At 63.2% G+C, this 18,084-nt stretch carries 13 protein-coding genes and 1 pseudogene; 11 read left to right on the top strand and 3 right to left on the bottom strand.

What is annotated here, in order from left to right; all coding sequences use genetic code 11:
• Nucleotides 1–2: 2 nt before the first annotated feature.
• Nucleotides 3–1,409, bottom strand: a complete 1,407-nt coding sequence (locus ACNFBR_RS13620; RefSeq protein WP_416735381.1) for a sensor histidine kinase — start codon at nucleotides 1,407–1,409, stop codon at nucleotides 3–5.
• A gap of 194 nt (nucleotides 1,410–1,603) precedes the next feature.
• On the opposite strand from ACNFBR_RS13620, the gene ACNFBR_RS13615 reads away from it, so the two are divergent.
• The 4 genes from ACNFBR_RS13615 (at nucleotide 1,604) to ACNFBR_RS13600 (ending at nucleotide 7,186) form a co-directional block, all read left to right on the top strand.
• Nucleotides 1,604–3,226 (top strand): acyl-CoA synthetase, encoded by a 1,623-nt coding sequence (locus tag ACNFBR_RS13615; RefSeq protein ID WP_416735380.1) that lies wholly within the window; start codon nucleotides 1,604–1,606, stop codon nucleotides 3,224–3,226.
• 156 nt (nucleotides 3,227–3,382) lie between these two features.
• Complete coding sequence (locus tag ACNFBR_RS13610) at nucleotides 3,383–5,152, top strand: acyl-CoA dehydrogenase C-terminal domain-containing protein (RefSeq protein ID WP_416735379.1); 1,770 nt, start codon at nucleotides 3,383–3,385, stop codon at nucleotides 5,150–5,152.
• A gap of 280 nt (nucleotides 5,153–5,432) precedes the next feature.
• A complete protein-coding gene (locus ACNFBR_RS13605; RefSeq protein WP_416735378.1) occupies nucleotides 5,433–6,440 on the top strand; it encodes a FecR family protein in 1,008 nt (335 codons plus the stop codon).
• A 329-nt stretch (nucleotides 6,441–6,769) separates the two neighbouring features.
• Nucleotides 6,770–7,186 carry a hypothetical protein gene (locus ACNFBR_RS13600; RefSeq protein WP_416735377.1) on the top strand — a complete coding sequence of 139 codons (417 nt, stop codon included), beginning with the start codon at nucleotides 6,770–6,772 and terminating at the stop codon, nucleotides 7,184–7,186.
• Nucleotides 7,187–7,305: 119 nt separating this feature from the next.
• On the opposite strand, the gene ACNFBR_RS13595 is transcribed toward ACNFBR_RS13600, so the two are convergent.
• The gene (locus ACNFBR_RS13595; protein WP_416735376.1) at nucleotides 7,306–8,625 is read right to left on the bottom strand and encodes a Na+/H+ antiporter family protein; all 1,320 of its coding nucleotides are present in this window, start codon (nucleotides 8,623–8,625) and stop codon (nucleotides 7,306–7,308) included.
• Nucleotides 8,626–9,131: 506 nt separating this feature from the next.
• Between ACNFBR_RS13595 and ACNFBR_RS13590 the strand changes: the two are divergent.
• From ACNFBR_RS13590 to ACNFBR_RS13560, 7 genes and pseudogenes are all read left to right on the top strand, one after another.
• Nucleotides 9,132–10,418, top strand: a pseudogene (locus ACNFBR_RS13590) (HAMP domain-containing protein); the annotation flags it as partial.
• Nucleotides 10,419–10,520: 102 nt separating this feature from the next.
• On the top strand, nucleotides 10,521–11,276 hold the full coding sequence (locus tag ACNFBR_RS13585; RefSeq protein WP_416735556.1) for a methyl-accepting chemotaxis protein: 756 nt from the start codon (nucleotides 10,521–10,523) through the stop codon (nucleotides 11,274–11,276).
• A gap of 85 nt (nucleotides 11,277–11,361) precedes the next feature.
• Nucleotides 11,362–12,378: an ABC transporter substrate-binding protein gene (locus tag ACNFBR_RS13580; RefSeq protein ID WP_416735375.1), complete on the top strand. Its 1,017-nt coding sequence runs from the start codon at nucleotides 11,362–11,364 to the stop codon at nucleotides 12,376–12,378.
• Nucleotides 12,375–13,223: an ABC transporter permease gene (locus ACNFBR_RS13575; protein WP_416735374.1), complete on the top strand. Its 849-nt coding sequence runs from the start codon at nucleotides 12,375–12,377 to the stop codon at nucleotides 13,221–13,223. The genes ACNFBR_RS13580 and ACNFBR_RS13575 overlap by 4 nt, the downstream gene beginning before the upstream one ends.
• 73 nt (nucleotides 13,224–13,296) lie before the next feature.
• Nucleotides 13,297–14,160: a LysR family transcriptional regulator gene (locus tag ACNFBR_RS13570; protein ID WP_416735373.1), complete on the top strand. Its 864-nt coding sequence runs from the start codon at nucleotides 13,297–13,299 to the stop codon at nucleotides 14,158–14,160.
• 122 nt (nucleotides 14,161–14,282) lie between these two features.
• The gene (locus ACNFBR_RS13565) at nucleotides 14,283–15,200 is read left to right on the top strand and encodes an AEC family transporter (RefSeq protein WP_416735372.1); all 918 of its coding nucleotides are present in this window, start codon (nucleotides 14,283–14,285) and stop codon (nucleotides 15,198–15,200) included.
• A 34-nt stretch (nucleotides 15,201–15,234) separates the two neighbouring features.
• Nucleotides 15,235–15,846 carry a cell wall hydrolase gene (locus ACNFBR_RS13560; protein WP_416735371.1) on the top strand — a complete coding sequence of 204 codons (612 nt, stop codon included), beginning with the start codon at nucleotides 15,235–15,237 and terminating at the stop codon, nucleotides 15,844–15,846.
• Nucleotides 15,847–15,861: 15 nt separating this feature from the next.
• Here ACNFBR_RS13560 and ACNFBR_RS13555 read toward each other — a convergent pair whose 3' ends face one another.
• Nucleotides 15,862–18,030, bottom strand: coding sequence for a TonB-dependent receptor (locus ACNFBR_RS13555; RefSeq protein WP_416735370.1), 2,169 nt, complete (start codon nucleotides 18,028–18,030; stop codon nucleotides 15,862–15,864).
• Nucleotides 18,031–18,084 lie beyond the last annotated feature (54 nt).

The raw sequence follows: 18,084 nt of genomic DNA, 5'->3' as shown, positions 1-18,084 counted from the left end.
CGTTATCCCCTGCTGACCGCCAACCGGCAGCAAAGTACCAAACCGCCGTTATCCCCCGCCCGTGCCCACAGGCTGCCACCAAAGCCCTCGATCAGGCTGCGGCTCATGCTCAGGCCCAGGCCCAGGCCGTCGGCCTTGCTGGTGGTGAACGGCGTGAAGATCTCATCCAGGCGCTCGGCCGCCACGCCCGGGCCCTGGTCGGCGACCTCGATCAGCACGCCATCGCCATCACGGGCGGCGCCAAGCAGGATACGTGACGGCCGCTCGCCCTGCTGCTCGCGATTGGCATCGATGGCATTGCGCAGCACGTTGAGCAGCACCTGCTCCAGCAGCACCCGGTCGGCATAAACCAAGGGCAGCTGCGCGCTCATGCGCAACTCGACCTGCACCTGGTCACGCGCCGCTTCCCAGGCGCACAGGCGCATGGCCTCGCCAGCCACCTCGACCACGTCCAGCGCCTGAAGCCGCCGTGGCCCCTTGCGCAGAAAAGCACGCAGGCGGCGGATCACTTCGGCGGCATGGGTGGCCTGCTCGCGGATGCGCTGCAGGCCTTGCCCTACCCGCTCACGGGCCATTGGGTCACGCTCCAGGCCCTGCAGGTAACGCAGGCTGGCGTTGGCGTAGTTGACCACCGCAGCCAGCGGCTGGTTGATCTCGTGAGCGATTCCCGAGGCCAGTTCGCCCAGGGTAGCCAGGCGGGCACCGTGGGCCAGGCTCTCCTGCGCCTCGATGCGCAAGGTGATGTCACGGGACACGCTGACCACTTCCACCACCGCGCCAGTGTAGGTCTCGCGAATCGCCCGGCTGGCGATTTCGAACCAGCGGTAGTTGCCTGTGGCCTGGCGGACTCGGCAGGTCATGGTGTGGTAGCCGTCCTGGTCCAGCGCCGCAGCGGCCTGGCGCAGCACCTGGCGCCGTTCGCGTGGGTGCAGCAGGGCGTGCACGGGCATACCGCGCAATTGCTCGGGCCACAGACCGAGCAGGCGGTAGGCTGCCGGCGAGGCATCGAGAAAGCGGCCATCGGGGCTGTGCCGGGAGATCAGGTCGGTGGTGTTTTCGATGATCAGCCTATACAGGCGGCGGGCGCGACTGGCTTCACGTGCGCCCAGGCGCTCTTCGCTGGCGTCACGGCAGCGGCCCAGCACCTGTTGGCCCTGGTCGTCCGGCATGAATGTCCACAGCACAACGCGCTCGCCAACCTGCACTTCGACATCGCTGATCGCCCGGTGCTGGCGCAGGCACGCACGCACCAGGGCGGCGCAGTTGGCTGGCAGCCACTGGGCCAGCGCCGGGCCTTCGGCAAGCCAGGCTTGCAGTGCCGGGTTGAGCGCCAGCGGGCTCGCATCGCTGGCCAGCAACAGGCTGGGCTGAGGGTCTTTGGCGAGCAAGGGGTAGGCAGGGTTATCCACGGTAGGTGGCTCGTTGTTATAGTAGTTTTACTATATTGCTATAGTCGATATTCCTACTACCATAGCGAATCGCGTAAAACTGCGACAGAGGGAGCGGCCCGCCGTCCGCCTCCCTGCACCCTGAACAGAGCTAACAATCAGCCATCGGGGGCCAAGCGCACAGGCTGCGCCTGCCTCCCTTACAGGATTACCGCATGTCGATCTATGCCCAGGGCCTGATGCCCGCTGCCGTCAACCATGTCGCCCTCACCCCGCTGAGTTTCATCGAACGCACCGCCGCCGTGTACGGCAATTACCCGGCAGTCATCCACGGCGCCATCCGCCGCAACTGGCAAGAAACCTACCAACGCTGTCGGCGCCTGGCCAGCGCCCTGGTCGGCCGCGGCATTGGCCGTGGCGACACCGTGGCGGTGATGCTGCCCAATACCCCGGCCATGCTCGAAGCACACTTCGGCGTACCGATGACCGGTGCCGTGCTCAATACCCTGAACGTGCGCCTGGACGCCGAGGCCATCGCCTTCATGCTGCAGCATGGCGAGGCCAAGGTGCTGATCACCGACCGCGAATTCCATGCGGTCATCGAAGCCGCCCTGGCGCTGCTCGAACACCCGCCTCTGGTGGTTGATGTGGATGACCCGGAGTACGGCGAAGGCCGTGCTGTCAGCGAGCTGGACTATGAAGCCCTGCTCGCCGAAGGCGACCCGGATTTTGCCTGGGAGTGGCCCGATGACGAGTGGCAGGCCATTTCGCTGAACTACACCTCCGGCACCACCGGCAACCCCAAGGGCGTGGTCTACCACCACCGTGGTGCTTACCTGAACGCGCTGGGCAACCAGATGACCTGGGCCATGGGCCACCGCCCGGTGTACCTGTGGACCTTGCCGATGTTCCACTGCAATGGCTGGTGCTACCCCTGGACCATCACCGCCCTGGCCGGCACCCACGTATTCCTGCGCCGGGTCGACCCGCAGAAAATCCTCACCCTGATCCGCGAACACCGGGTCAGCCACCTGTGCGGCGCGCCGATCGTGCTCAACGCCCTGGTCAACATGCCCGAGGCGGCCAAGGCAGCCATCGAGCACCCGGTGCAGGCCATGGTCGCCGGTGCCGCGCCACCGGCCAAGGTGATTGGCGCCGTGGAGCAAATGGGCATCAAGGTCACCCACACCTACGGCCTGACCGAAGTCTACGGCCCGGTGACCGTGTGTGCCTGGCATGACGAATGGGACGCGCTGTCGCTGGAGGAGCGTGCGCGGATCAAGTCACGCCAGGGCGTGCGCTACCCGACCCTCGACGGCCTGATGGTCGCCGACCCGCAAACGCTCCAGCCGGTGCCACGCGACGGCAATACCCTGGGCGAGATTTTCATGCGCGGCAACACGGTGATGAAGGGTTACCTGAAAAATCCTGAAGCCACCGCCGAGGCCTTCCGTGGCGGCTGGTTCCACACCGGTGACCTGGCCGTGTGGCATGCCGATGGCTATGTCGAGGTCAAGGATCGGCTCAAGGACATCATCATTTCCGGTGGTGAGAACATTTCCACCATCGAGGTCGAAGACGCCCTGTACAAGCACCCGGCGGTGCTGGAAGCCGCCGTGGTGGCACGCCCGGATGAAAAATGGGGCGAAACCCCTTGCGCCTTCGTTGCCCTCAAGCCTGGCCGGGAAGACACCCGCGAGACCGATATCACCAGTTGGTGCCGCGAGCACCTGGCCGGGTTCAAGGTGCCGAAGACCGTGGTGTTTGGCGAGCTACCCAAAACCTCCACCGGCAAGATCCAGAAGTACGTACTGCGCGACCGGGCTAAAGCCCTCTGATGCCTTGACGGCCACGTCGCCCCTGTAGGAGCAGCCTTGTGCTGCGAAGAGGCCGGTATGCCTGATACACATGCCGGCCCTTTCGCAGCACAAGGCTGCTCCTACACCAGTACAGCGCGCGCCTCACAGACTACCTCACCACTTCAAGAGCCCCTGATGACCACTTATTCCGCCCCCCTGCGCGACATGCGCTTCATCCTGCATGACGTTTTCAACGCCCCGGCCCTGTGGACCCGCCTGCCCGCCCTGGCCGAGCGCATCGATGCCGGTACCGCCGACGCCATCCTCGAGGAAGCCGCCAAAGTCACCGCCCAGCTGATTGCCCCGCTCAGCCGCAACGGTGACGAGCAAGGTGTGCACTTCGACGCAGGCCAGGTCACCACCCCCGACGGCTTCCGCGAGGCCTGGCACACCTACCGCGAAGGTGGCTGGGTCGGCCTGGGCGGCAACCCGGAATACGGCGGCATGGGCATGCCGAAGATGCTCGGTGTGCTGTTCGAAGAAATGCTCTACGCCGCCGACTGCAGCTTCAGCCTGTATTCGGCGCTGAGCGCCGGCAGTTGCCTGGCGATCGACGCTCACGCCAGCGAAACGCTCAAGGCCACTTACTTGCCGCCCCTGTACGAAGGCCGCTGGGCCGGCACCATGTGCCTGACAGAACCCCATGCCGGTACTGACCTGGGGCTGATCCGCACCCGCGCCGAACCCCAGGCCGATGGCAGCTACCGCATCAGCGGCAGCAAGATCTTCATCACCGGCGGCGAGCAGGACCTGACCGAAAACATCGTCCACCTGGTACTCGCCAAGCTGCCGGACGCGCCTGCAGGCGCCAAAGGCATCTCGCTGTTTCTGGTGCCCAAGTACCTGGTCGAGGCCGAAGGCCACCTGGGTGCACGCAACGCTGCCCACTGTGGCTCGATCGAGCACAAAATGGGCATCAAGGCCTCGGCGACCTGTGTCATGAACTTCGATGGTGCCATCGGTTACCTGGTGGGCGAGCCGAACAAGGGCCTGGCGGCGATGTTCACCATGATGAACTACGAGCGTCTGTCCATCGGTATACAGGGCATTGGCTGTGCCGAAGCCTCCTATCAGAGCGCCGCCCGCTACGCCAACGAGCGCCTGCAGAGCCGCGCCGCTACCGGCCCGCAGGCAAAAGACAAGGCTGCCGACCCGATCATCCACCACGGCGATGTACGGCGCATGCTGCTGACCATGCGCACGCTCACCGAAGGTGGTCGGGCGTTCGCCGCCTACGTTGGCCAGCAGTTGGACCTGGCGCGTTATGCCCAAGACGCCGGCGAGCGCGAGCACGCCCAGCGCTTGGTAGCGCTGTTGACACCGGTGGCCAAGGCATTTTTCACCGACAACGGCCTGGAAAGCTGCGTACTCGGCCAGCAGGTGTTTGGTGGCCATGGCTACATTCGTGAATGGGGCCAGGAGCAACGGGTACGCGACGTGCGCATCGCGCAGATCTATGAAGGCACCAACGGTATCCAGGCGCTCGACCTGCTGGGGCGCAAGGTGTTAGGTGACGGCGGCCAGGCACTGGCCAGTTTTGCCGCCGAAGTACGTGCCTTCAGCGTCGATGCGCCGCTGCACCGCGAGGCCTTGCAAGCGAGCCTGGCGCGGCTGGAGGCCACCAGTGCATGGCTGCGCTCGCGCAGCGCTGAGGACACCAACCTGGTCAGTGCGGTGGCCGTGGAGTACCTGCAACTGTTCGGGCTGACCGCCTATGCCTACATGTGGGCGCGGATGGCGGCGGTAGCGTTGGCCAAACGTGATGAGGATGACGCGTTTCATGGGGCGAAACTTGCCTGTGCAGCGTTCTTCTTCCAACGGGTATTGCCACGCGGGTTGGGGCTGGAGGCCAGCATTCGGGCGGGGAGCGGCAGCCTTTACGAGCTGGAGGCCGTGCAGTTCTAACCCGCGTGTCTCGGGCTCGCTTTTTGTAGGAGCAGCCTTGCGCTGCGAAGAGGCCAATACAGAAACCGCGAATCTGTGTTGTAAACACTGGCCTCTTCGCAGCACAAGGCTGCTCCTACAGGCGCGGCTGTGGCTGTCGCAGCTTGCGCGAAGGGTTCTCAAACGCTGAAAAACCGTTGCAAATCCGACGAAAAACCGGCACAACTGATAGTCATTCGCCATTACGTCGGTTCTCGGGAGCCCTCTAGCAAGGGTAGAATGCGCAAAACCCGGAGCCGCAATGAACCACGACCGCCTCAATCCCAGCCCAGACGATGCCATCACCGACGCCGCCGCGCACTGGTGCATGCGCCTGCACGCCGAAGATTGCACGGCGGCCGAGCGCGAGGCGTTCGCCCGCTGGCAGGCGGCCGACCCCCGGCATGCCGAGGAATACCAGGCGATGCTGGAAATCTGGCAAACCGCCGACTTGCTGCCGCGCAACGCCACCGTCATCGACTTCAACCCGCCCGCCAAACAAACCTCGCGCCCGCGCAACTGGCGGCCACTGGCGTCTGCTGCGGCGATTGCCCTGGCGGTGTTGCCGCTGGCAGGCTGGATGGGGTGGGAACAGGGTTGGTTGCCCAACCACTACCAGCACTTCGAAGCCAGTGACCGCATGCAAACCGTGGAGCTGAGCGACGGCAGCACGGTGCAGCTCAACCTCAACACCGAACTCACCTACCTCAACTACAAAGACCAGCGCCAGGTCACGCTCAAGCGCGGCGAGGCCTTCTTCAAGGTGCAGCACGACAGCAGCCACCCATTCATCGTGCGTGCCGGCCGTGGCCAGACCCGGGTCACCGGTACCCAGTTCAACGTGTGGAAGTACCAGGACCAGGTCAAGGTCACCCTGGTGGAAGGTTCGGTGCTGGTGTCCAGCGATGGCAGCGCCGGCGGCTATCGCCTTGGCCCTGGTATGCAGGCCAGCTACCACAAGGGCGATTTCGAGCCGCAGCTGGAGCAAAGCGGCGATTACGGCAACAGCCTGGCCTGGCGCAGTGGCAAGCTGGTGCTCGACAACTTGAGCCTGGAGCAAGCGCTGCCAGTGATCAACCGCTACCTCGACGCGCCGCTGCAGCTGGCCGATGCCAGTACCGGTCGCATTCGCATCAGCGGCATCTACAACACCCGTGAAGTGGGGCGCCTGGTCAACAACCTGCCCAAGGTGCTGCCGGTCTACCTGACCCGCAGCAAGGACGGCAGCACCGTGCTAAACCGCATCTCGCCGCCGCCCGACAAGGGTTGATGCCCTTCCTGTCCTAAGCGGGTATTTCATAATTACCGATGAAATTTCCCACCGCTTGGATTTCGCGCACATTAGGCATGTTGCCCCTCACAGCTTGCCGATTCAATTGCAACCAACCTAAATCGTGCGCCTTTTGGCCATTGGGGCATGGGCCAATGCTTTTCTTGGGACGGTCCCTAGCAAATCCAAGTAACGATCATTACAAACCGAACAGCGCCAGCAATTTTTAAGCCACGAACAATCCATAAAGACTAGCAATTATACCAGTCGACAACAGTTGAACTGAGCAATAGCCTTACAGGGCAACCTCACCCCTTGGGGATCTCTCAATGAAAAACCCAACTTCAAAACATGTTCTACCCAAACCTAATGGCACTGGCGATTTCAAAATGACCCTTATTGAAAACGGCATGCCGAAACTGGAGCATGATTTCAAACGCATTGTGTTCTCGCAGCGACTTATTGCCGGCGTGGACAATGGCCCCGACTTCGTCCTATCCCTTTTTGCGAATGATGGCACTCCAGACTTCAGGCAGGGCAAGTTCGATGTAGGTCCTAGCGCGCCTTGCCAATCACAGTTACATATTCAAAGCGAATTGAAAATTAATGCCGATGCAGACAGTGGGCATGTAGACTTTAAAGTAGTTAGCGACTCACGCATTACAGGCTCCTACTCATGCAGATACTCGGCCAATAACCTTACTTATGAAGCCCAAGGTGAATTTGATATCGCTTCAAGCAAATAGCGTTGGCAAAAAAAACTGCGTGGCGGTGGTCTAACCAGGTTAACGGGCGAGGAACGCTCGCTGGCAGACAGCCAACGGGCGTTCTTCGCCTTCGCCTCGCAAGCTCTGTACTGGAAAGCCTAAAGTGTCATGGCCGCCAGCCAACCAAACGCCAACAACGGCAGGTTGTAGTGGATGAAGGTCGGCACCACCGTGTCCCAGATATGGTGGTGCTGGCCATCCACGTTCAGGCCCGAGGTCGGGCCCAGGGTCGAGTCCGAGGCCGGTGAACCCGCATCGCCCAACGCACCGGCAGTACCCACGATGCACACCGTGGCCAGCGGGTCGAAGCCCAGTTGCACGCACAGCGGCACGAAGATCGCGGCCAGGATCGGCACGGTGGAAAACGACGAACCAATCCCCATCGTTACCAGCAGGCCCACCAACAGCATCAGCAAGGCACCGACGCCCTTGCTGTGGTCGATCCATTGCGCCGAGGTTTCCACCAGGCTCTTCACCTCACCGGTGGCCTTCATCACGTCGGCAAAGCCGGACGCTGCAATCATGATAAAACCGATCATGGCCATCATCTTCATGCCTTCAGTGAACAGGTCGTCGGTGTCCCTCCACTTGACGATGCCCGACAGCGAGAAGATCAGGAAGCCGACCATGGCACCGATAATCATCGAGTCCAGCAACAGCTGGACGATGAAGGCTGATGCAATTGCCAGCCCGGCCACCAGCAGAGTCAGCGGGTTGTACTGCACGCTCACCTGCTCCACCTGCTCGATGCGCGCCAGGTCGTAGTCCCGCTTCTTGCGGTAGCTGATGAACACCGCCAGCAAAAGGCCGACAAGCATACCGGCGGCCGGAATGGCCATGGCATGGGTGACATTGACGCCGCTCACATCGACACCCGCGCGGGCGACGTTGGCCAGCAGGATTTCGTTGAGGAAAATGTTGCCGAAGCCCACCGGTAGGAACATGTACGGGGTGATCAGGCCAAAGGTGATCACGCAGGCGATCAGCCGGCGGTCGATGCGCAGGCGGGTCAGCACGTACAGCAGCGGCGGCACCAGCAACGGGATAAAGGCAATGTGGATGGGCAGGATGTTCTGCGACGACACGGCCACCACCAGCATCAGGCCGATCATCAGCCATTTGACCTTGCCGCCATTGGCATGGCCTTGGCGATCGATCATGGCCAGGGCGCGGTCAGCCAAGGCATGGGCCAGCCCCGACTTGGCGATGGCCACGGCAAAAGCGCCCAGCAGTGCATAGGACAATGCAACCGTGGCCCCGCCACCGAGGCCGCCGTTGAAGGCCTTGAGCGTGCCTTCGATACCCAGGCCACCCACCAGCCCACCGGCAAGTGCGCCGATGATCAGGGCGATGACCACGTGCACACGGGACAGGCTAAGTATCAGCATGATGCCGACCGCGGCGATCACTGCATTCATGGTTGGCTTACCTCATTACGGCGGAAAAAAGCGCGAACTCTGAAGCAGTGGGCGACAGATGTCAAAAGTGCCATGTTGCGGCGCTTTACCCAGGGAGCAGAATTTAAATTGAATGTTTGAATAAAGAAAAAATGAAATGGGCCGATAAGGTGTGGGGTTGGGGTGCCTGGCTTGAGTTTTTTGTCGCTCGTGAGACCGAGCGCCGCCCGCGCGGCGCATCGCGAGCGAAGCTCGCTCCTACATTTGTTGCGGGCCAGTATCGCCTGATCCCACGCACGCGATCGCCTTGCCTGTTCGACAGGATATCGCGGGGAACGCCACAGGGCCGTGCCCCTTTGCCTCAGGAGAAACTGGCTCGAAACAAATGTAGGAGCGAGCTTCGCTCGCGATGCGCCGCGCGGGCGGCGCTCGGCCTCACAGGCGACACACTTCGCCCGTCAGGCCACTGTCAGCCCAACCCAGCCCCAAAGCCATAACCCTTACTGCCCAAAAAAGGGATCCGCCCCATGCCTTTGCGACAACTTTCCATCCAGTGGAAGATCACCCTGCTCGCCGGTCTCTGCCTGGCCGGCATCGTCACCTTGCTCGTCGGCCTGTCACTGTACCGCATGGACCACAGCTCAGACCTGGTCAAGGCCAGCAGCATGCAGATGCTGACCGAGGCGGCGCAGTCGCGCATCGAGTCGCAAGGTGAAGTGCAGGCGCTGAACATCCGCCGCCAATTCATGGATGCCTACCAGTACGGCGCCGGCTTCGCCCGCCAGGTGCTGTTCCTGCGCGAACAGGCCGAAAAGCGCTTTCTCGATGCCTTCGACCTGCGCGAAGACATGACCCGCCAGGTGCGCGCCGCACTGCAGGCCAACCCCGACCTCCTCGGCCTGTCGCTGGTGTTCGAGCCGAATGCCCTGGACAACAAGGACAGCCTGTTCGCCGACAAAGCCGAACTGGGCAGCAACGAAACCGGGCGCTTTGCCCTGTACTGGTCGCAGCCGCGTGCCGGCCAGCTGACCGCCATGGCGCTGCCTGAGCATGACATGGCCAACACCGAGATCGGCCCCAGCGGCCAGCCGGCCAACACCTGGTGGGTGTGCCCGCGCACCACCGGCAAAGTGTGCGTGGTAGAGCCCTACTTCTATGACATCGACGGCCAGCAGGTGCTGATGACCAGCATCGTCTTCCCGCTGGCGGTCAACGGCAAGATCATTGCCACCCTGTCCATCGACATCAACCTCAACAGCCTGCAGGCGCTGAGCCAGGAGGCCAGCCGCAGCCTCTACGAAGGCCGCACCACGGTCGGTATTCTCAGCCCGGTCGGCCTGTTGGCCGGCTACAGCGCCGATGCCAGCAAGCTGGCCCAGCGCTTCGACCAGGTGGACCCGACCAAGGGCGCCGAACTGGTGCGCAAGCTGGCCGATGGCAGGATGACCATCCTGCACGATCAGCAGCGCCTGAAAGTGCTGGCGGCATTCCGACCGATCCCGGACGCCCAGCCTTGGGGTGTGTTGCTGGATGTGCCGGAAAATGCCCTGACCGGGCCGGCCGAAACCCTGAAGCAGGAGCTGGACGCGCTGAACACCAGCGGCACCCTGCTGGAACTGGGCCTGGGCCTGGCCGCTGCCATTGCCGGCCTGCTCATGGTGTGGCTGATGGCCCGCGGCGTGACCCGGCCGATCCTCGGCGTGGCCGCCATGCTCAAGGACATTGCCAGCGGCGAAGGCGACCTGACCCGCCGCCTGACCTACCAGAAGCAGGACGAACTGGGCGAACTGGCCGGCTGGTTCAACCGCTTCCTCGACAAGCTGCAGCCAACCATCGCCGAGGTCAAACGCTCGGTGCAGGCCGCCCGAGGCACTGCCGACCAGTCCTCGGCGATTGCCACTGAAACCAGCGCTGGCATGGAACAGCAATACCGCCAGGTCGACCAGGTGGCTACCGCTTCGCATGAAATGAGCGCCACCGCCCAGGACGTCGCCCGCAGCGCCGCCCAGGCGGCGCAGGCTGCACGTGATGCCGACCAGGCCACCCGTGAGGGCCTGGCGGTGATCGACCGCACCACCACCAGCATCGACACCCTGGCCGCCAACATGAGCGACGCCATGGCCGAAGTCGAAGGCCTGGCGCAGAACAGCGAGAAGATCGGCTCGGTATTGGAGGTGATCCGCTCGATTGCCGAACAGACCAACCTGCTGGCGCTCAACGCCGCCATCGAGGCGGCCCGTGCCGGTGAAGCGGGCCGTGGCTTTGCCGTAGTCGCCGATGAGGTGCGCAACCTGGCCCAGCGCACCCAGGAGTCGGTGGAAGAAACCCGCCAGGTGATCGAAGCCTTGCAGAACGGCACCCGCGAAGTGGTCGGCGCCATGGACCACAGCCACCGCCAGGCGCAAAGTGGCGTTGCGCAGGTCGGCCAGGCCGTTACCGCATTGCAGCGCATTGGCCAGGCGGTGACGGTGATCACCGACATGAACCTGCAGATCGCCTCGGCCGCCGAAGAGCAAAGCGCGGTGGCCGAAGAAATCAACAGCAACGTGGCAACCATTCGTGATGTCACCGAATCGCTGTCGGGCCAGGCCAACGAATCGGCGCGGGTCAGCCAGTCGCTGAACAGCCTGGCCAACCAGCAGCAGGCGCTGATGGACCAGTTCCGCGTCTGAGGCACACGGGGCCACGCCAGTGGCCTTGAAACCTCGTCGTCTACACTTGCCCCACTGCCAAGGGGTGGCGAACGACGAGGTTTCCATGAAGAAAATTCCAGCGCTGCTGGCCGGGCTGCTATTGACAGTGGGCCTGGCCAGCACCGACAGCGCCGCATCGGCAGAACAACGTACACCTATCCACTTTGGGGCCATCGGCTGGGAAAGCGGCGCCCTCACCACCGAAATCCTGCGGCTGATCGTGGAGCGCGGCTACGGCTACCCCACCGACACCCTGCCCGGCAGCACGGTCAGCATGGAAGTGGCCCTGGCGCGCAATGACCTGCAAGTGATCGCCGAGGAATGGGCCGGGCGCAGCCCCGCCTGGGTCAAGGCCGAACAGGCCGGCCAGGTGTTCGCACTGGGCGATACGGTCAAGAACGCAGAGGAAGGCTGGTGGGTGCCGGCCTATGTGATCGAAGGCGATGCCGCACGCAACCTGAAACCCTTGGCACCGGAGCTGCGCAGTGTCGAGGACCTCAAGCGTTACCCGCAGGTGTTCCGCGACCCCGAGTCACCCGACAAGGGGCGTTTTCTCAACAGCCCCAGCGGCTGGACATCCGAGACCGTCAACAGCCAGAAGCTCAAAGCCTATGGCTTGAACGACCTCTATACCAATTTCCGCAGTGGCTCAGGCGCTGCGATGGACGCCGAGATCGGCTCGGCCATCCGTCGCGGCCAACCGGTTTTGTTCTACTACTGGAACCCAACGCCCTTGATGGGGCGCTACAAGCTTGTACGGCTGCAAGAGCCACCGTTCGATGCCCAGGCATGGGCCACCCTCACCGATGCCGGCAACCCCAACCCGAAGGGCAGCCGCTCGCTGCCGGCGAAGTTATCGATTGGCGTGTCCAAGGTCTTTCATGAAAGCTACCCAGACCTGGTCAGCGTGTTCGAACAGGTGGACCTGCCCATCGACCGCCTGAACCAAGCCCTGGCCACAATGAGCGAAAAACGCACGCCCCCGCGCGACGCCGCCCTCACCTTCCTGCGCAATAACCCTGAGGTGTGGAAAGCCTGGCTGCCGGCGGAGATTGCCGCCAAAGTCGAGGCCAGCCTGTGAGTGACGGCTTCCCGCAAACCCTGCAGTTTTCCTTTGCCGACAGCGTCAACCGCCTGGTCGACTGGCTGGTGATGAACCACGGCGACCACCTGCGCAGCGTTTCTGACCAGTTGCTGCAACTGCTGGTCGGCCTGGAGAACCTGCTGCGCCTGTTGCCCTGGTGGCTGTTGTTGCTGCTGGTCGGCCTGCTGGCCTGGCACGCCAGCCGCAGCCTGCTACGCAGCACAGTGCTGGTCGCGCTGTTGGCCTTGATCGGCATGCTCGGGCTTTGGGACAAGCTGCTACAAACCCTTGCCCTGGTGCTGGTCAGTACCGGCCTGTGCGTACTGGTGGGTGTGCCGCTGGGCATCCTGCTGGCCGCCCGACCGCTGGCCAGGCGGCTACTGTTGCCGGTACTGGATGTGATGCAGACGCTGCCGGCGTTCGTTTACCTGATCCCGGTGCTGATGCTGTTTGGCCTGGGCAAAGTGCCCGCCGTGTTCGCCACGCTGATCTACGCCCTGCCACCGCTGGTGCGCTTGACCCAACTGGGCTTGAGCCAGATCGACCCCTCGTTGTTGCAGGCCGCACACGGCCTGGGCGCCAACCGCTGGCAGCGGTTGCGGCGCATCGCGCTGCCCTTGGCGTTGCCAAGCATCATGGCCGGGCTCAACCAGTCGGTGATGATGGCCCTGTCGATGGTGGTGGTGGCGTCGATGATCGGCGCCCGTGGGCTGGGTGAGGATGTACTGGCGGGGATCCAGACCTTGAATGTTGGCCAGGGTGTGGAGGCCGGGCTGGCGATTGTCGCCCTGGCCATGGTGATCGACCGGATCAGCCAGGCGTATGGGCGAAGTGCTCGCTGAGCCGTGCCTTGTGCTGCAAAAGGGTCCGACCTGACAATACACCTCTGTCAGCTTGCCAACGGACCTGATCCGCATGTCCCTCAAAGCCCTGCGCACCCTGGTAACCATCGCCCGTCACGGCACCTTCGCCCGCGCCGCCGACCTGCTCAGCCTCACCCCCTCGGCGGTGAGCCTGCACATCAAAACCCTCGAAGACGAGCTACAGGTGGCCCTGTTCGACCGCAGCCGCCGGCAGGTGGTGCTGACCGAAGCTGGCCAGTTGGCGGTGGTCCGCGCCGAAAGCATTCTGGCCGCCTATGACGAACTGGCCGACGCCTTGGCCAGCGGCCCGAGCCTGCGCGGGCGGCTGCGCCTGGGGGCGATCCATACGGTGCTGGCGCGTCGTTTGCCCAAAGCGCTGGTGTGGATCAAGGCCCACCACCCGCAGTTGCACATCAGCGTGGCCTCGGGCATGTCGGCGGAGCTGGCGCGGCGCGTGGAAGACGGTGAGCTCGATGCGGCGATCACTACCGAACCGGTCAGCCCATACCCGCAAAACCTGGACTTCACCCCGTTGTTCGAGGACCGCTTCTGGGCCATTGCCAGCCCTGAACTGGCCGGGCACAGCGTGCCCCAATTACTGGCCAGTCAGCCATTCCTGCGCTTCGACAAGCGTGCCTGGGCTGGGCGGCAGATCGAGCAGGAACTGCGCCGCCAGCACTTGCAGGTGAGCGAGCAGATGGAGCTGGACAGCCAGGAAGCCCTGGCGCGCATGGCGGTGATGGGCCTGGGCGTGGCGATCATCCCCATGGCGGATGACGACCTGCAACGTTTGCCACCGGCCACATGCCTGCCGTTTGGCGAGCCACAACTGACCCGGCGGGTGGTGTTGCTGGAGCATGAGAAAAGCCAGCGGCGGCACTTGAGTGCAGTGTTGAAAACTGCGCTTGAGGCGTGAACATTCCCCCGCGCGCCCACAGACAATGCATTTTTTCTCAACAGTCAGTGCAGAAAACAACGTTTTTACAGATCATTGCGCACCCGTAATCTGTGCCCGTACCCGGCCACGGAACGCTGACCATGCTGCACTTGCTGCTAACCACCCTGCTACCGATCATCCTGCTGATTGCCCTGGGCACTTTCCTGCGTCTGCGCAGATTTCTTGATGAAAGCTTCTGGCCGGGCGCCGAGCGCCTGAGCTATTACGTGCTGCTGCCATCGCTGTTCCTTCACGGCCTGGCCACCGCCAACCTCGATGGCGTACCGGTGCTGGGCATGGTTGGCGCGCTGATGCTCTCGACCCTGGTCGGTGCCGTGCTGCTAGTGCTGTATCAGGGTGCGGTGAACCATGACGGCGCCGATTTCACTTCGGTGTTCCAGGGCGGTATCCGCTTCAACAACTACATCGGTGCCACCCTGGCCGCAGGTATCTACGGCAGCGCCGGGATTGCCCTGGCGGCGGTAGCCAACGCCGCCATCGTGCCCCTGGTCAACCTGCTCTGCGTACTGGTATTCGCCCGTTTCAGCGCCCGTCACAGTTCACCGCTCACCGTGCTTCGGGCCATCTTCGCCAACCCGCTGATCGTCGGCTGTGCGGGCGGGCTACTGCTACGGGTCACCGGGCTGGGTTTGCCAGCCGGTATCGAGCCCACGGTCAAGGCCTTGGGCCAGGCCGCCCTGCCACTGGGCCTGCTGTGCGTCGGTGCGGCACTGGGTGGCGCCAGCCTCGGCCAGCAGGTGCGCCCGCTGATGGCGGCGTCGGCGTTCAAGTTCCTGGTCATGCCACTGACCACATGGGGCTTGTGCCGTGTGCTCGGTTTGAGTGGCCAGGCGGCGGTGGTGGCGGTGTTGTTCCAGGCGCTGCCCACCGCTTCGTCCTCCTACGTGATGGCCCGACAAATGGGCGGCAATGCCCCATTGATGGCCACCATCATCGCTCTGCAGACCGTAGCGGCCGCCGCCACCCTGCCTTTGGTGCTAATGCTTACGCTTGGCTAGACTGACATTCAGCTCACCCTTCGGAAGCTTGCCCATGCGCCATTACTGGATGCTGATCGGCCTGGTCTCGGCCCTGCTCGCAGGCCCATCGAATGCAGCCGACCCAGCCAAGGCCGCCGTGGCCGAGGACAAGGCCGAAGTGCTTGAAGAAAAAGTGGTGGAAGATGCCCCTCCCCCCAAAAAAGCAGAAAAACTCACCCCAGGCGAAGCTCAGGCGGTAGACCCCGCCGGCAAGGCGCCGCTGGATGACAGCATCACCTGCCTGGCCCGCACTATCTACTGGGAAGCCAAAGGCGCCGACGCCGAAGACATGAGCGCCGTGGCCAGTGTGGTGCTCAACCGCCTGGGCCACGATGGCTTCCCCGATACCATCTGCGGCGTGGTCAAGCAGGGCGTGGAAACCAAGGCCTGCCAGTTTTCCTGGTGGTGCGACGGGCGCTCGGACCAGGTCGAGGAAGCTCAACGCTACGATGTTGCCAAGGAGATCGCACGCAAGGCGTTGAACCAGCAGTTGAAAGACCCCACCGGCGGTGCGCTGTACTTCCACGACCGCACGGTGCACCCCGATTGGGCCAAGGCTTATCGCAAGACAGCGCAGACTACCCATTTCCTCTTCTACAAGCCGAACCAGGCGTTGGCGCGTTGAGGCTGTACCGTGGCATCAGAAATCGAGGGTGCCCGAGAACTTGACTAGTCGTGGATCGCCCTGGGTCAGGTAGCCGCCATTGGCCGATGCCCAGTAGTTCTTGTCGGTCAGGTTTTCCACGTTCATGCGCAAGGTCACTGCCTTGTCTTGCACCTTGAAGCGGTATCGCGCACCCACATCGAAGCGGTTCCAGGTAGGCAGGCTAAGGGTATTGGACGGGTTGGCATATTGGCCGCCGGTGCGCAGCATGCGGGCATTCACGGCCAGCCCCTGCACACCCGGCACATCCCAGTCGACGCTGGCATTGAGCTGGAAGGTCGGTACACCGACCGCATGGTTGCCGTCGTCGGTACCGTTCTGGGTCTTCTTCAGCTCGGTGTCCATGCGTGTGCCACCGGCCATCAGGCGCAAGCCCTGTAACGGCTCGCCGAACACACTCAATTCGATGCCCTTGTTGACTTGCTCACCATCCTGAACGAACACATTGCCCTGGACAAAGCCGTCTGTGGGCCGCTCGATACGGAACACCGCCAGGTTGGCGCCGAAGCTCTGGTAGTCAAGCTTCACGCCCGCCTCCACTTGCTTGGTTTTGGCCGGCGGGAATACTTCACCCACATTGACGATACCCTGGCCCGAGGCTGTCGCCCCTTGGGCCAGCCCCTCGATACGGTTGGCATACAGCGAAATCGACGGGTTGAGCTTGTAAACGATGCCATACACCGGGGTGGTCACCGATTCGTCGTAGAACGCGTTGCGCCCCAGGTCCGGGCCTTCGCCATCGTAGGCATAGCCCTCCACGCGCAACTGCTGACGACGCACGCCGACGGTGACCAGCAAGGTGTCGTCGAACAGCCCGACGGTATCGGACACCGCAAGGCTGCGGTTGCGGGTTTTGCCGGTGACACCGGGGTCATCCAGTTTGCCGCCGGTAAAGGTCGGCGTGGTTGGCCTGGGCAACGGGTCGGTGTGGTAGATGTTGGTGTTTTGCGCGTTGTAGAAGACGAAGGCGTTTTCCTGCTGTGTCCAGATGCTGGCTGCGCCAAGGTTGAGCTGGTGGCTGATCGGGCCGGTCTGGAAACGGCCATTGATGCCGCCCATGACGGTAGTGTTGTCCTCGTTGTGAGGGATCTCGGACCCGGCGATGGTGGCATCGCCGCTGGTTGCATCGGTGAGAATCGGCGTGCCATAGAAACCGTTCTCGTGGGTGTGCTTGACGCCACCGGCCAGGTAGGCGCTCCAATTGTCGTTGAAGTCATAGTCGCCCCGGACCATGCCGAAGGTGTCCTCGGTCTCGGTCCACGACCAGTCCTGGCCGTAGTTGTGGTCGGCATCCGGTGCCCTCGGGATATCGGTCAGGCCGGCCCCCAGCCGCACGCTGTTGCGCATGTGGTTGACCCGTTGCTTCTGGTAGCCGAAGTCGGTCGAAAGGCGGAAATTGTCGCCGCGGTAATCGAGCCCGACAATGAACAGCTTGCTGCGCTGGTGCTGGTCATCCACAGCGGTTTCACCTTCGCGTTGCGACAGGTTCAAACGCACACCGAAGCGGTTGTCTTCGCCAAAGCGCTGGCCAAGGTCCAGGTGTTCGCCAAGCCTACCGTCGCTGCTGATGTCCTGGGTGTAACGGCGGGTGGGCGTGTCGCCGGCACGTTTGGGCTGCAGGTTGACGTTACCGCCCAGCCCGGTACCGGTGGGGCTGGCGCCGTTGAGAAAGGCGTTGGGGCCCTTCAGGACTTCGACACGCTCGATGGCATCGGTAGCAATCATCTGCCGTGGCAGCACGCCATACAAGCCATTGAAGGCCACATCATCGCCGTTGAGGGGCAGCCCGCGAATGACGAACACCTGCGACTGGTTGCCAAAACCGAACGACTGGCGCACGGACGGGTCATTGAGCAGCACGTCGCCGACATCCTCGGCCTGCTGGTCCTCGATCAGTTGCGAGGTGTAGCTGGTCATGGTGAACGGCACGTCCATCATGTCCTGGTTGCCCAGGATACCCATCTGCCCACCCCGGGCTACCTGGCCGCCGGCGAAGGGCTCCGGCGGCTCGCCCTTGGGCCTGGCTGCCTCGGCATTGACGGCGGTAGCGTCCAGTTCGATGACGCTATCGGCCGCCTGGGCATTGACGGCGACGGAACAGCAGACCGCGAGAAAGGTCGATTGATATGGACAGACACGTGCCATGCAGGCCTCCCGATCATGGGTGATGGCCTTCCTGGCAGTTTGGGAACAGTTTGC

This window comes from Pseudomonas sp. NY11955 (genome assembly GCF_048068035.1).
GTDB lineage: Bacteria > Pseudomonadota > Gammaproteobacteria > Pseudomonadales > Pseudomonadaceae > Aquipseudomonas.
Note: the sequence above shows the minus strand (reverse complement) of the source record. Positions and strands in the feature narration are given on the sequence as shown.